Source organism: Infirmifilum sp., assembly GCF_049970975.1.
GTDB classification, from domain to species: domain Archaea; phylum Thermoproteota; class Thermoprotei; order Thermofilales; family Thermofilaceae; genus Thermofilum; species Thermofilum uzonense.
The window spans coordinates 45,463-59,114 of the sequence record NZ_JBMFLX010000003.1 but is presented as its reverse complement, the minus strand read 5'-3'; the positions used below and the strand labels follow the sequence as shown (position 1 = coordinate 59,114).

Genomic DNA, 13,652 nt, shown 5'->3' with positions numbered 1-13,652 from the left:
CCTATTTTCGAAGCGAGATGAGTATTTCATGGTTACTGCCCTTGTTGTTTAAGCCTGTGACGTGAAGGGTTGGGGAACCATTCTCTAATCGAAACTTAACGTCTGAGACAAATCGAAACTCTTTCTCGATGGTTTCAATCACCTGATTAATTTCCAGGGGTTCAAAGCCTAGGATCTTCATGGATGACTTGAGGGCTACATTGAGCACGCTTAGAAGTTCCCCTTTTCTCACTCCCTTGAACCTCCTGTCACGGAGTTCCCGGTAGACAGCTATAATGTCTTGCATTCCCTTCTTCTCAAGATAGCCGAGCATCTCGCCGTCCGAAAGGATAACAAGCGAGTCCTCGACTGCTAACAGACGACAAGCACTTCGAAGGGACTTAAACGCATAGTTTAGTGATAGGCTGAACCGTCCATTGAAATAGTTCTCGAGACACAGTCCGAGACAAGCCGTGGAATGTCTCCGTAGATAAGATTTTGTACGCTCCGTAATTGGTGGAGTTTTCGCTAACTCCCTAGTTGCTTCTTCATCAGCGTAGAGTATCCTTCCTCCTCTAATAATCTCGTGAGCTATGAACTCGCCCTCCTCTCTTAACCTTTTCAACTCGTCTATCGTTAGGAAGAGCACTGATACGTCGGGGCCAAGCCTGTCAGTAAGAGAGGCCATGGTCTCAATGGAGGGTTTTTTGCGTAGGAGTACTGCTATGTTAATGTCGCTTAGAGGGGAATGGTCTGCTGGGACTGTGGATGACCCGTACAACACTACTCCCTTTACATCTTCTCCAAGCATTTCGGTGATGATTGGTACCAGGGGCTCCACTAGACTCATCATCTATACCATAGGGCTTGTTAAAAAGTCTAGCATCCTGAAGCCTAACCTCAACTAACCTTAATAACAGCTCATGCTATTCCATCTTGGCTTATGAGGGACTGCGTGTTCTGCGCTATAGCTAGGGGAGAAGAGGAGGCCTTCATAATATACAAGGATGATCTGCTCATAGCTTTCCTAGACAAATTTCCTGTCAGTGTAGGGCATGTACTTATAGCTCCCATTAAACACTTCACAAACATATTTGATATGCCAGAGGATATAATCGGGCAGGCCTTTATACTAGCAAAGCGAGTTGCAGAGGCGCAGTCGCGGGGTCTGGGTGCTCAAGGCGTCAAGATAGTCATGAATAACAACCGTGAAGCTGGGCAGGAGATAATGCACGCTCATATACACGTGATACCCTACGGGGTTCCGCGTAGAGGCAGGCTTCAGCTGAGCCGAGATGAGGGTGAAGAGGTTGCAAGGATTTTACGGGAAGCGCTCGTCTGAAGAGGTTTGCGTGTTATATTCTGGAGGTAAGGACAGCACATATGCTCTTCACTGGGCTGTCTTGAAAATGTTCAACGTCTCATGCCTGGTATCTATTAAACCACGGTCACAGGAGTCAATGATGTTTCATGTTCCATATGTTGAGCTTACAAGGTTACAGGCTCAGGCGCTGGAGATACCTCTGGTATACTACGAGCAGGGATATGAGAGCGACGAGGAAGCTCTGAGAAAGGCTCTCGAAATAGCATTGAGGGAGTATGGTTGCTCAGGTGTTGTCACGGGAGCCTTGAGATCAGATTACCAGAGGATGCGCGTGGCTGAGAGTGCTCATATGTATGGGTTGAACTTATACAATCCGTTGTGGTGGCGCAGCCAAGAAAGATATATGTTTCGACTTGTGGATATGGGATTTCGTTTTATAATCACATCTATAACAGTAAAGGGGCTTGACCCACAACTTCTAGGTAAAGAATTGAGTCGTGAAGATATAACCAGTATAATCAATAGCTCAAAGATACATGGTTTTAACCCTGCCTTTGAGGGTGGCGAGGCAGAGACCCTGGTCCTCGATGCCCCCCTCTTCAAGAAAAGGTTAAGAGTGAGGGGTGAAGCCTTGAGAACGGGAGAGTATAGCTGGTATTTCAGGATAAGTGACGCGCGACTTGAAGAAAAGTCTCATGAAGAGGGTATTTCTGACGTTACTAAAATGGGAAACTCTATATACGAATAGGTTTCTCGATTAATCCGTGGTAAAGGTCGTTATAGAACCCTACAACATAACGGTGGAGGTGGCTAAGGGGGTTAGGGCTTATGACGTTTTGAGAACGACGGGAATACCCTTTAGAACAGAGTGTGGCGGAAGGGGTTTGTGCGGTAAGTGTAGAGTTGTAATAAAGTCTGGAGAGGTATCACAGCTCTCTTCAACGGAGAAACGCCTACTCAGCGTGGAAGAGATCAAAGCTGGATATCGTTTAGCTTGTCAGGTGGTTCTCCAAGGTGATGTTCGGCTCTTTGTTCCACCTGAAACAAGGAGCAAGGGGATAGAAGCGGCAATACAGGGCTTGACTCGCGATGTGTTGTTTAGCCCGCTCGCTAAGAAGATCTATTTACGGGTTGAGCCTCCAAGTCTTGAAAAGCCCCACCCAGATGTTAACTCCCTACTTAAGGCTCTGGGCTCCAGTGAGCTTACTGTTGAGTTCAATGTGTTGAAAGAGCTTTCAGCTAGGCTTAGAAGGTCTAACTGGGCCGTTACAGTAACTTTGTGGCGTGGGAATAAAGTAATAGGTCTTGAAGAAGGTGACACCTCCCGTGAAAACCTGGGTATAGCGGTTGATATTGGAACAACAAAGATAGTTCTACACCTCGTAGACCTTGCAAATAAAAAAACGTTGGCAATGTTATCCACCGAAAATCCACAGATAGTATATGGAGACGATATAATCTCGAGAATCCATGCGGCCGTTCTCGACGCAAAAAACCTGGAAGATATGAAACACCTCGTTGTTCGAGCCGTGAATAACCTAGTTAGAGTTGCTCTCGTCACGGCGGGTATAGAGAAAGAACATTTGACGTCAGCCGTCATAGTCGGCAATACAGTTATGCACCACGTCTTCCTCGGCCTCGACGTTAGCGGTTTAGGGGCGTCACCCTACGTACCAGTTACGAGTGATCCATTAGAGTTACCAGGATACCAGTTAGGTCTTGAGAGCGTTGCGTATGTCTATTTTCCACCGATAATCGCAGGCTACGTGGGAGGGGATGCCCTAGCTGATATAATAGCAACCGGAATGCATCTTAAGAACAGACCTATACTCTTAATCGACATCGGCACCAACACGGAAATTATACTGAATACAGGCGAAAAGCTTCTCGCATGCTCAACTCCTTCCGGGCCCGCATTCGAAGGTGGGCACATAAAACATGGCATGAAGGCAGTTCCAGGAGCCATAAGGAGGGTAGTAATAAGAGACTCCGAGAACGTTGAGTACGAGGTTATTGGAGGCGAGAAACCTCTAGGAGTAGCGGGTTCAGCCCTTATAGATGTGGTTGCCGGCCTCCTGGAGAACGGCTTGTTATCATGGCGGGGCCTCTTCAACAAAGGTATTCATAGCTCCAGGCTCCTAAACCTTCCCAACAGTAATGGCTATGAATTTGTCATTGTAAGAGCTGAGGATAGTGCTACGGGCAGGGATATAACTATATCTGAGAAGGATATAGCGGAGATAAGACTTGCAAAAGCTGCCATATACAGTGGTATTATGGTTCTTCTTGAAAGAGCGCATCTCGACCCTAAGGATATAGAAGAAGTCTTAATAGCAGGATCATTCGGGTATAATCTCGACATAGGGAACGCTGTAAGGATAGGACTCCTACCAAATTTTGATCTTTCAAAGGTAAGGCTTACCGGTAACACGGCTATAGAAGGAGCTAAACTCATGCTTATATCCGAACAGGCTGTCCAGGAGGCCGAGAAGGTAGCTCGCGAGACCGAATATATCGAGCTTACAGTGGCTCAGGAATTCAAGAAAATTTTCCCTAGGGCATTGACTTTTCCGCGAGAGAGTAATGAAGGCTGATAATTGGAGATAAAAAATTACTCTCATGCATTAAATAAATATCTTAAAATACTCTCTAGAATGGATAGCAGAACTAGGCTGATTCCCTTGTCTATGGAGAATAACCTCTTGAAGGCTATAGTTGAGCTCGATGAGGAGCGAGCCTTGGAAATTGCGAGGAAAGAGTTGGAGAACTCAAAGTCACCTTTCAAGATGCTTGAGGTTCTGCGTAAGGCTGCTGACATTATAGGAGAAAAATACTCCAAGGGAGAATTTTTTGTAGCAGATCTCGTTATGGCTGGTGAGATACTCAAGGAGATAAGCGAGATGATCAGGCCTCTTCTCCAATCAGAGCCAAGACATGAATACGTCGGACGCCTAATTATAGGTACTGTTCAGGGGGACATCCATGACATCGGGAAGAATATAGTTGTAAGTATGGCGGAGGCTGCCGGCTTTGAAGTTATTGATCTCGGGGTCGACGTTCCACCTGAGAAGTTCGTTGAGGCGATTAAGACGTATAAGCCTGACATTGTCGGTCTCTCGGGTCTGCTAACCCTTTCTATAGAGTCAATGAAGCGAACCGTTGATGTCATAAAAAACACTGGTCTTCGTGATCAAGTGAAGATAATAATAGGTGGTGGAAGAGTAGACGAGTCAGCATGCAAATACGTTGGGGCTGATGCTTGGACAACCGACGCGGGGCGAGGAATAAAGATTATGCTAGAATGGGTGAAGGAAAAGAAGAGGTGAAGAGGAACATGGCGTCTCTGGAGCCCCAAGAGACTTTAAAGCTCAGGAGAGAGAGGTTGGAGAGAGCCTTCACTGGTGGCACACCTGACAGGGTTCCCTACACCTTTCTTCCCGCAATGGATCTACAAGCCAAATATGCAGGTATCACGGTAGCTGAGTATTGCTTTAACTGGGATTCATGGGTGAAAACCGCCGTTAAATGGGGAAGAGACTTTAACGTGGAGGGAGTGGATCTTCTACCGTTTTTTCCTCCGGGTTTAGAAGGAATGATTTTCGCCGTTGCATGGGCTGACTATCCGGAGTGGATAGCCACACGCTTCATTACCGGACAGTTCCATGATGCTCTACGCGACAAATGGACAAGGTGGCCGGGCAGGGAGCTTCCTCCGGATTTTCATCCCCAGTTTATCGGGGGAACATTCATGGAGCCCGGGGAGTACAGGAAGCTCATAGAAGACCCTCTGGAGTTTATCACTAGTACCCTACTTCCGCGCGCTGTAGAAGCGCTGAGAAAACCTTATTCTCCTGAGGCGGCTGCAGCATTAATGAAACTGGGGGCTGAGACAAAGAACTTTAACGCTACAATGACCCGTATAGGAGTTGAATCATTCCAAATGGGGTTCCCTACGTTCTATATGGGATATGGTTATGCACCGTTGGACCTTATAGGGGATTTTATGAGAATGCCAACCGGAGTAATGCTTGACCTAAGGAGGCATCCAGAGGAAGTATTACAGGCGACAGAAGTATTAACTCCCCTAATTAAAAAGGCAATAAAAAACTCTACGATACCTCAAGAGCTCTCCGAAAAATTGTTTGGTACACGGGTGGTGCTGGTTTTCTGGCCACTGCACTTGGACGAAATGTTGCCTCCTAAGCTCTTTGAGGAATTCTATTGGCCAAGCCTGAAGGAGACAATAATTTATGCCATTGAGCTAGGCTACACGCCCTGGGTTTTCTTCGAAGGCGACTTCACTCCTTTCCTACATTACATTTTAGAGCTCCCCAAGGGCAGGGTCTTCGCATACTTCGAGAAAGCAGACCTCAGAAAAGCCCGAGAAATCCTAGGGGATCACGTAAGCATTGGAGGAGGTATACCCGTATCGATACTTATGCATGGCTCCAGGGAAAAAGTCTTCGAGGAGTCTTGTAACCTTCTCAATGATATAAAGGAGCCCGGAGGATTCGTCTTTTATGGCTCAGGTGTTTCCCCGGGTGCTGCCACAAGGATAGAGAACCTCTGGGCACAGGTAGAGGCAGTAAAAAAGTGTGGCTACTACTAACTTTATCTTTCAGAAAAGTTTAGTTTTAGCGAATGGGTTTTCGCGATGGCGTACGTTTTCAAACAATGTTCGCTGGTGTATTCGTCCAGCGGGTTGCTCAGAGACGTAGACATCCTTGTACATCCTGACGGTAGAATCAACATTGGAGAAGAGCTTGCAGGGGAGGAAAAAGTACCTTGTAAGGGTCTTCTAGTGGTTCACGGTTTTGCAAATCTTCACACCCAGCTGACGCATTATTTCTATAAACGGGAATTTCTCTCGAGACTTAATTGGTCGAGTCATCACGACGAGCCTCTACCAAAAGAGTCTGCAATCAGCTTAGCTGTCTTATCTCTTTACAACACACTCGAGACAGGGACCACTCTCATTGTAGACGCATCCTTATACGCGGAGGAGATTAGTGTTCATGCAGGAAAAATAGGACTAAACTATATCATCTCTGCGAGGTGGCCGAAGAAGGAGGTTTCAAAGGGAAAAGTTATCCTCATAGATAATTTTGATTCGATTGAGGAAGATTTAGAGGATCTGCGGGAATACCAGGAAAAGGCAAAGGCTTTCCTTATGATACACGTATCCAATAGCAAGGAGCAAGTATTCGGGTTTAAAAGAAGGAAAGGCAGGTATCCTATTGAATACCTCTACATGAAGAACCTCCTAGGTTCGAGAACAATACTCATCTCCCCCGCTTGGCTCACAAGCTGGGAGTTAAGTTTACTCGCTGAGACTGAAACCCGCGTCGTTCAAGCACCAATAGCTGGGCTCTACACAGGCGAGGGCCTGTTACCCCATGAACAGTTACGCAACCGGGGCGTCACACCAGCCCTCTGTAGCGAGTCGCCGAGTCTAGGGCTCACACTAGACATGCTTGAGCAGCTTAAAACTTATTACCTCTTCCAGCGGGGTTTCTTCGAAAATATTGATTACACGATATCTGATGCCTATGTGTCTGCGACTAGTGCGGGTTACAATACTTTAATGTTTGAGGGTGGAGAAATCAGAGATGGTGCAAAGGCTGACCTTCTATTTTATTCTCTCGAAGAATTGTCCTTACCGACATACCAGGATGCAAACCTACTTTTCTTTGGATTAAACACCAAGTCTCTTGAGTATGTCGTGGTCAATGGGCAGATTATATTCTCTCCTGAAAAGAAGCAGGAGATTCTCGCTGAAAAACGCAGACTTATAGAAAAACTGATGGATCAAGAAGTGTTAGGGTAAACATCACACTTAAATCCTTGCATTTACCCCAAGTATCATAATGGCTTCTAAAAAAGTTGTAAAGCAAAGCGGTAAAGTCGAGGATTTTAATCCGCAAAAAATATATAATGCATGTATAGCTGCAGGCGCCCCTCCCGAGGTTGCCCACGAGATAACGAAGGAAGCTGAGGAGAAGATAAAGGATGGTGCCTCTACAAGCGAGATACGCCGCTTTGTTCTACTCAGGTTAAAGGAAATGGCTCCGCATGCTCATGACGCTTGGGTCTTCTACGACAGAATAATGAAAGGTAGGCTTACTATCGAGGATGGGAAAGCGGTTGTAGTCCAAAAGGGCCACCTTTACCTGGGGCGAGAAGTAAAAGACATAGGTCCCCCCGGCCTCTCTTCCGCTGAGGAGGTTAAGGGCATCCTGAAGGAGCTAGAGGATGACCTCGACTTCGGCATATCCAAGGCTACAATCAACGCGAGGCTATACGCCCTCTTCATGGGAGTTCTTAAATCCTCGAAGATGCCCAAAGAGGAGAAAGAGAAATCTATACAGCTCATAAATGAGTTTCGAGAAAAACTTGGATGGAAACCCTATGAGTTAAAGAAGCTCCTTTAGCCTAAAAACATTTTTTATTTATCTCCCTTTCATCATCAAATAACCTAAGGAATCAAAAACACTTTAAGATTTAGATTATTGCTTTTCTCAGGGCTAGGTGAGTACCATCGCAACTCACCCCTGGTGTATTGAGGTTTGATAAGCCTTCCCTGCACGTTGCAAAGGTCATCCCTCTTTTCTCAGCTTCGACCTTGACGAGCTTCAGAATCTCGGCTCTATAGCTTCTAGAAGCATAGATATATCCGTGAATTTTCTGACCCTTCTCGAGATAAAGCTCCTTTACCCTTGGGATGACTTCTGGGAACACCTTGGAAAGCCGTCCCAGATTATCGGGTTTAACCTTGTAAGTCGAGCTTACTATGTGATTTGCGCCAGCTAGCGATACGGCTTCGAGCACCTCTATGATGTTTTCAATATCGTCGTTTAAACCCGGGATGAGAGGATCTAAGCGAACAACAACGGGAACACCCGCCTCCGTGAGACGCTCTATCGCCTCCACTCTTCTCTTAGGCGGCGGAGCGCGAGGCTCGAGTAGTCTAGCAATGCCTGAGTCCAGAGTTGTCACTGTTATCGATACCAGTGACCTTGAACTTGAGAGTACGTCGACGTCTCGGGTTACGAGATCCGACTTCGTTACTATCTCAATAATGAAACGATCCTTTAGCATCTCGAGTAGGTGTCTCGTATACCTGTATTTTTCTTCTAAGGGCTGATAGGGATCACTGCTGCTCGAGATATTTATTATGGAGCCTTCTTTTATCTTCTCCAAGTCTCTCTGAACTCTTCTTAGAAAGTCTTCTTTTGGCCGTGGGTTAAAAAAGTCTTTAATGTATGAGGAGGCGTAACAGTAAAGGCATCCATGAAAGCAACCAGTGTAAGGATTTACGCTGTACTTGAAAGGACACGTGCAAAGGCTTGTCTTACGCCAAGGGTCAAAAGGCCTAACATACATGTTCTTTTTTTCACCGAAACTCCATATACTCGCTTGCCCTGGCAACACGAGTCGCAGACCTCGTTAGAGCCGGCAAAGCCGTCGCGCCGCCTACGACGAGCCCTCCAAGAAGTGCTAGGAAGCCCTCACCTACTAGATACGAGTAAAGCAAAGCGCCTGCTACGCCCATAACAACTGAAAGCAAGGCGTAAACAGCCAGGGAGATTCTTCCCCTCACTGTCTGGGGATACTCGGAGTGTATAACAATTCCACTAGCGCCGTCAACAATTGCTTGGTAACTCCTCCCATTATAGTTATATCCTAAAACCCAGATGGGATAGTGTATGAGTCCACGATTTTCAATTTTCTTCTCGATAATCTTAACTGAGTACAAGGTGTTGAAGCTCTCTGAAGCCTCTAGCCTCACCTTCGAGGTTACGAGTTGCTCTACTTTTTTCTGGGCAGCGTTACCGTCAAGAGCCGGATTTAAGTAAAGGCCCCTAGAAGTTATCTCTGGATTGAAGGGGAGTTTTCCGCGGACGGGGAAAGGATATTTGTTCAGGATTTCGTCAAGCCAGGTTCCAGAGGCGGGAATAGAAACAAGCCTGGTCTCTCTAATCTCGGAGGTTTGTTCGCCATACATGTTGCTATGCCCCCTAGCCTCAGCCGTGACATCGGCAAAGAAGAAGTAAACGGGTACCCAGTACAATTCCCTCTTATCTACAGTGAAACTCTTAGGGAGGTCTATTGGAACCGCGTATTGTCGCGAGATGAACTTGACGAGCTTCTCAAAGGGATCCAACGTCTTACTTAAGGGGAAATAGTAATGGTTTTCCTCCTTAACCGTAAGTTCCCTGGCGTCGAAGACGGTGAAGCAGTAGGGACAAGTCACTCTCGAGGCGCTTAGAGGAACTTGAAACTCAGCTCCGCAGTGAGGACATCTAACAGTATGCTCTTTTACCACGCTCATGCATTTTCCACCCTTGCTGAGGCCATTGCGCTCTTAGTTATCGTGTAGCCGGCTGTCGCTAAGAGTCCTAGGAATAGAAGGGATGTTTCAAAACCTGTAAGCGATGCGGTTGCCGCAAAAATAGGGCCGGAGAGAGAGGACAGGGCTAGGCCTAACGAAAAGCCTGCGATTCTCTCCAAAGAAGTTAAAGGTTCCGAGCGATAAAGACACGTCAAATCATACCCGTCAAATACCGCCAAATAAACAGAGTCGTGGGCCGTGTAGGAAATTGTCCAAACAGGAACGTAAAGAAGCACAGGCTCCTCAACCTTAACTATGCTTGCTGAGAAGAAGTCCAGTTGCTCTCCTCTACTCTTATACTCCTCTCTGAGCGAATCGATGAATTTGTCCGTAAGTATCCTAAGCGCTTCTTGCCTCCCAATTTCTACACCTAGAAATTCTAGCTTAATTTTTTCCCAGTCAAAGTCTTCACGTGTAGGTGAGATAGATTCAGCCTTTTTCACCGTGTAGCTTGCTAACGCATTAAGTACTGGTTCTGAGGGAATACGACGCCTGGCAGGCAGGAAAATCTTCCTTGAAATAGTGCGTTCCTCATGTTGGAGTACGCGACGAGTAATAACCCTGTTATTTCTCTCTTCTATCACTGTGGTATACCAGGAAGCCCTTACATTTGCCCTAATAGTAGTATACCATGCTGGAAAATATGCTCCTGAAATCTCTAATACCTCGATGTCTTCAATCTTTGAGAGCTGGGGATCCTTCTTCACGACCTCGATAAATTTATTCTCAACAACTTCCCTTGTCTTCGACGGTATTATACTAACATGTTCGCTTGAAAAGTCACCTCCAATAATGTTTGGATACCCACAGTAATCGCAAACGGCTATTAGAGACTCGGGATCAACCGAGAGAGGCGCCCCGCATCTCTTACAAGATAATGACTCCATCACAAGTTTATAAAGGGTTCTGCTTGATAAGTCTTCTCCGTAGTATCACTCCAAGAATCAGAATTATTTTTCCCATTACAGCCTTATAGTTCTTTACGTGATTTCGTAGAGCATCCACCCGGATGCTTTTGAGGGAACTTGAACCGCCTCATACATTGGCCTAAGATTGTATGGGTCCTCCCTAAAGGCTTCACCAAAAGGAGGTGTATACTCCTTTATCTCATCGATAAGGACTCCATAAAGTCTTAAGTCCTCTATCGAATCGGATTCTTTCAAGAATTTATAAAGATCCCATAACTCCCGTCCTTGAAGATATGTGAGGGCGTACACGTTCCCGTCGGATGCTGAAAAGGCTTCCCTTATATAAGGATGGTTTGTAAGCGCCCATGCCAGTTGATCCGCCATTCCATTCTTGACAGAAATTTCGAGAAAAACCCCGGGAATATTCAAAGAGGAAAACCTAGGGGTGACAGCATTAAATATGTGGAAAGGCCTTACATGTTGTAGGTAATGATAGCTTGCAACTTGTTGTTTTATTCCCATACTTCGGGCTATGCTGGACAGTTTAACAAATGGGTTCCTGGCGAGCTCAGCTATTATCCATAAATCGATGTGATCGGGTCTTTGTCTAATCGGGGGCTCAAACGAGGGTACTACCACTTTTTCAAAGTTTTCCCTTATATAATCTATCTCGAGATTAAGGTCGGCGTCTTTGAGTGTTAAACCGCGCGCAACGTCGGGTCTCCAAACAAATCTTCTCACAGGGGTTACAGTATCTGGGTCAACTTTCAATATATCAGCTACCTCATCTCTGCCTTCAGGGGGTCCCATGACGAGATAGAATGTTAAGGATCTACTTTTACTGACCAAAACAGGTATTTTTTCAATAATGAAGGGCACAAGTCTTATGTGTAGAATCGGGTCAAACTCTTTCCTCACTAAATACAACTGGTATCCGAGCCCTGAAAGATGAAAGAAGCCCCTTATAAGAAAGCTCCTCCTAATCCTCTCTAGAATATCTCGAACACTAGATGGGCTAATCCCTGAACTCCTCACAATATCTGTAAAATCCCTCGAGGTGGGGAGAGACTTCAGAACATCAAAATCTATCCGTTTTAATTTAATCACAGGTGCTCACTCGAGAATAATGTTTTAGATAAAGGTAAATGTTTGCCTTACACACAAGGAGCCCCATACTTTTGGGCTTAATCAACAAGTATTCTTGACGCCTTGTGCCTCATGTGCTATCGAGGGATAAATCTTTTCGATGAGCGAGGATGGGGTGTATTTCCCATCTTCAAAGTATAGTCTCGGTAATGTGACGGCTATTATTTTAAAAGCATCGCTATTCTTCTTTTTGACCTCGTTGAGAAGCCTCAGAGTTTCCCGGGCATCCTCGACAATTTGTTTAGCGTCCTTCTTGTTTGTCCAGTCATAAAGCGCATAGAGGACTGCTCCAACAATTCTTCCTTCATCGAATTCCGGGAAAAGAGAATAAGGTTTAATCAACCTTGCAATTTCTACAACATACTCCACAAATGTTTCACCAGGACTTGTGAGGACAAACTTTTCCCCAGTAAGGGAAATAAGACCTCTCTGGATGAGACCCTCAACAATTATATATGGGGTGTCGAGGTGGAAGCCTATTCCTTGCTGGATTCCGCTCTTCGAAGCCCTTAATCCTTTTCTCTTGGAGATTCCTACTAATCTTTCAAGAATCAGGTTTAGAGCCTCTTCGAGAGATGGAGCTCTCGCATATTCCATAGTCATATCGTGTTTTACATCTAAATTGCTACTTAAGCTTGTCGTACGTTAGAGATACTCCTGCTCCCAGGTATTAAACGTTAGATTTCACTTTCACCATACTTGTAAGATATCTTTAAATATCTTACGCAAGAATTTCGAAATAGGTATCCTGAGAATGCCGAAGAAACTAAAGGAGAAGGAGGCAGAGGCAAGTGAAAACGAGAGTCTAGACGAGGAGCTCGAACGAGTAATTCTCGGAGAGGAAGAGTTTACAGGTGGGGCCGCCGAGGAAATTGAGGAAGGAGAGATTAGGCTTGAAGATCTCGAAGGGGTTGGTCGTATTACTGCTCAAAAACTTCGAGCAGCTGGGTACTACTCAGTGAAGGATCTTGCTTTCGCCTCTGCGCACGAGCTCGCGTTAATCCTAGGCTCCGAGGATCGAGCAATGGCTATTATCAGGGCTGCTCAAAGGCTGGTAAGCCGTGGCGAGGAGTTCATTACAGCTAAGGAGCTCTTCGAGAAAAGGAAAAATGTCGAATACATTAGTACCGGCGTCAAGGCTCTAGACGACTTGCTTGAGGGAGGAATAGAGGTTGGGAGTCTAACAGAATTCATAGGTGAGTTCGGCGCCGGTAAGACCCAGCTCTGCCACCAGCTCAGTGTGATGGTTCAGCTGCCAAAGGAGAAGGGAGGGCTCGGGGCTAGAGCACTCTACATAGACACTGAGGGAACCTTTAGGCCTGAGAGGGTTGTTCAAATAGCCAGGGCGAAAGGGGCCGACCCTGAGAAGGTCTTGGAGAACATAATCTATGCCAGAGCGTATAACAGCGATCACCAAATGCTCCTAGTGGATGAGGCCAAGAAGTATATCGAGAAGAACAACATCAGGCTGATCATAGTAGATAGCCTGATAAACCATTTCAGATCCGAGTACCCTGGCAGGGAGAACCTTGCCTCCCGTCAACAAAAACTAAACAGGCATATCAGCCAGCTCCACAAGCTAGCAAGCCTATACAATCTGGCCGTCGTCGTGACAAACCAGGTAATGGCTGCCCCAGACATATTCTTTGGAAACCCATTAAAGCCCGCGGGTGGAAACATAATGGCTCACGGCTTCACATACCGGATATGGTTTAGAAAAGCCAAGGAGGGCAAAAGGATCGCGAGGATAATAGACAGTCCAAAACACGCCGAGAAAGAAGCAGCCTTTGCGATCTCAGAGGATGGAGTGACAGACATCTAAAATGAAATAACGTCATAGCACACGATAGAATAGTGAAGTTTGAGATAGGCTCTCGACCATTAAATCCGCAAACAATAAAAA

At 45.9% G+C, this 13,652-nt stretch carries 14 protein-coding genes; 8 read left to right on the top strand and 6 right to left on the bottom strand.

Features of this window, described 5'->3' with window-relative positions; genetic code table 11:
• Window position 1: 1 nt before the first annotated feature.
• Window positions 2–829: a nucleotidyltransferase domain-containing protein gene (locus ACP5KC_RS01570; RefSeq protein ID WP_052884172.1), complete on the bottom strand. Its 828-nt coding sequence runs from the start codon at window positions 827–829 to the stop codon at window positions 2–4.
• Between the two features lie 93 nt (window positions 830–922).
• On the opposite strand from ACP5KC_RS01570, the gene ACP5KC_RS01565 reads away from it, so the two are divergent.
• Genes ACP5KC_RS01565 through ACP5KC_RS01535 form a run of 7 tightly spaced genes read left to right on the top strand, consistent with a single transcriptional unit; the run spans window position 923 to window position 7,734 of the window.
• The gene (locus tag ACP5KC_RS01565; protein ID WP_273433494.1) at window positions 923–1,321 is read left to right on the top strand and encodes an HIT family protein; all 399 of its coding nucleotides are present in this window, start codon (window positions 923–925) and stop codon (window positions 1,319–1,321) included.
• A complete protein-coding gene (locus ACP5KC_RS01560) occupies window positions 1,290–2,051 on the top strand; it encodes a diphthine--ammonia ligase (protein ID WP_428286756.1) in 762 nt (253 codons plus the stop codon). Before ACP5KC_RS01565 ends, ACP5KC_RS01560 begins: the two co-directional genes overlap by 32 nt.
• Window positions 2,052–2,067: 16 nt before the next feature.
• Entirely contained in the window at window positions 2,068–3,897 is a 1,830-nt protein-coding gene (locus ACP5KC_RS01555; protein ID WP_052884169.1) for an ASKHA domain-containing protein, read from the top strand.
• Window positions 3,898–3,957: 60 nt separating this feature from the next.
• Entirely contained in the window at window positions 3,958–4,629 is a 672-nt protein-coding gene (locus tag ACP5KC_RS01550) for a cobalamin B12-binding domain-containing protein (RefSeq protein ID WP_236944843.1), read from the top strand.
• Between the two features lie 8 nt (window positions 4,630–4,637).
• Window positions 4,638–5,912: a uroporphyrinogen decarboxylase family protein gene (locus ACP5KC_RS01545; RefSeq protein WP_428286755.1), complete on the top strand. Its 1,275-nt coding sequence runs from the start codon at window positions 4,638–4,640 to the stop codon at window positions 5,910–5,912.
• Between the two features lie 45 nt (window positions 5,913–5,957).
• On the top strand, window positions 5,958–7,130 hold the full coding sequence (locus ACP5KC_RS01540; RefSeq protein ID WP_424737512.1) for an amidohydrolase family protein: 1,173 nt from the start codon (window positions 5,958–5,960) through the stop codon (window positions 7,128–7,130).
• Window positions 7,131–7,170: 40 nt separating this feature from the next.
• Window positions 7,171–7,734, top strand: coding sequence for an ATP cone domain-containing protein (locus tag ACP5KC_RS01535; protein ID WP_052884166.1), 564 nt, complete (start codon window positions 7,171–7,173; stop codon window positions 7,732–7,734).
• A gap of 70 nt (window positions 7,735–7,804) precedes the next feature.
• Here the strand turns inward: ACP5KC_RS01535 and ACP5KC_RS01530 are convergent, their stop codons facing one another.
• From ACP5KC_RS01530 to ACP5KC_RS01510, 5 genes are all read right to left on the bottom strand, one after another.
• Window positions 7,805–8,686, bottom strand: coding sequence for a radical SAM protein (locus tag ACP5KC_RS01530; protein WP_273433500.1), 882 nt, complete (start codon window positions 8,684–8,686; stop codon window positions 7,805–7,807).
• A 10-nt stretch (window positions 8,687–8,696) separates the two neighbouring features.
• Window positions 8,697–9,635 (bottom strand): hypothetical protein, encoded by a 939-nt coding sequence (locus ACP5KC_RS01525; RefSeq protein WP_428286754.1) that lies wholly within the window; start codon window positions 9,633–9,635, stop codon window positions 8,697–8,699.
• Window positions 9,632–10,582, bottom strand: a complete 951-nt coding sequence (locus tag ACP5KC_RS01520) for a hypothetical protein (RefSeq protein ID WP_273433504.1) — start codon at window positions 10,580–10,582, stop codon at window positions 9,632–9,634. The genes ACP5KC_RS01525 and ACP5KC_RS01520 overlap by 4 nt, the downstream gene beginning before the upstream one ends.
• A gap of 93 nt (window positions 10,583–10,675) precedes the next feature.
• A complete protein-coding gene (locus tag ACP5KC_RS01515; protein ID WP_428286753.1) occupies window positions 10,676–11,710 on the bottom strand; it encodes a hypothetical protein in 1,035 nt (344 codons plus the stop codon).
• Window positions 11,711–11,791: 81 nt separating this feature from the next.
• On the bottom strand, window positions 11,792–12,352 hold the full coding sequence (locus tag ACP5KC_RS01510; RefSeq protein ID WP_424737506.1) for a hypothetical protein: 561 nt from the start codon (window positions 12,350–12,352) through the stop codon (window positions 11,792–11,794).
• A 151-nt stretch (window positions 12,353–12,503) separates the two neighbouring features.
• On the opposite strand from ACP5KC_RS01510, the gene radA reads away from it, so the two are divergent.
• Window positions 12,504–13,571, top strand: a complete 1,068-nt coding sequence (gene radA, locus ACP5KC_RS01505; RefSeq protein WP_191118414.1) for a DNA repair and recombination protein RadA — start codon at window positions 12,504–12,506, stop codon at window positions 13,569–13,571.
• Window positions 13,572–13,652 lie beyond the last annotated feature (81 nt).

Bases quoted from the DNA above. Each gene is read 5' to 3' on its own strand.
- ACP5KC_RS01535 (WP_052884166.1), top strand. From the start codon at position 7,171: ATGGCTTCTAAAAAAGTTGTAAAGCAAAGCGGTAAAGTCGAGGATTTT.
- ACP5KC_RS01550 (WP_236944843.1), top strand. From the start codon at position 3,958: ATGGATAGCAGAACTAGGCTGATTCCCTTGTCTATGGAGAATAACCTC.
- ACP5KC_RS01525 (WP_428286754.1), bottom strand. From the start codon at position 9,635: ATGAGCGTGGTAAAAGAGCATACTGTTAGATGTCCTCACTGCGGAGCT.
- ACP5KC_RS01545 (WP_428286755.1), top strand. From the start codon at position 4,638: ATGGCGTCTCTGGAGCCCCAAGAGACTTTAAAGCTCAGGAGAGAGAGG.
- ACP5KC_RS01520 (WP_273433504.1), bottom strand. From the start codon at position 10,582: ATGGAGTCATTATCTTGTAAGAGATGCGGGGCGCCTCTCTCGGTTGAT.
- ACP5KC_RS01570 (WP_052884172.1), bottom strand. From the start codon at position 829: ATGAGTCTAGTGGAGCCCCTGGTACCAATCATCACCGAAATGCTTGGA.
- ACP5KC_RS01510 (WP_424737506.1), bottom strand. From the start codon at position 12,352: ATGACTATGGAATATGCGAGAGCTCCATCTCTCGAAGAGGCTCTAAAC.
- radA (WP_191118414.1), top strand. From the start codon at position 12,504: ATGCCGAAGAAACTAAAGGAGAAGGAGGCAGAGGCAAGTGAAAACGAG.
- ACP5KC_RS01530 (WP_273433500.1), bottom strand. From the start codon at position 8,686: ATGTATGTTAGGCCTTTTGACCCTTGGCGTAAGACAAGCCTTTGCACG.
- ACP5KC_RS01540 (WP_424737512.1), top strand. From the start codon at position 5,958: ATGGCGTACGTTTTCAAACAATGTTCGCTGGTGTATTCGTCCAGCGGG.
- ACP5KC_RS01565 (WP_273433494.1), top strand. From the start codon at position 923: ATGAGGGACTGCGTGTTCTGCGCTATAGCTAGGGGAGAAGAGGAGGCC.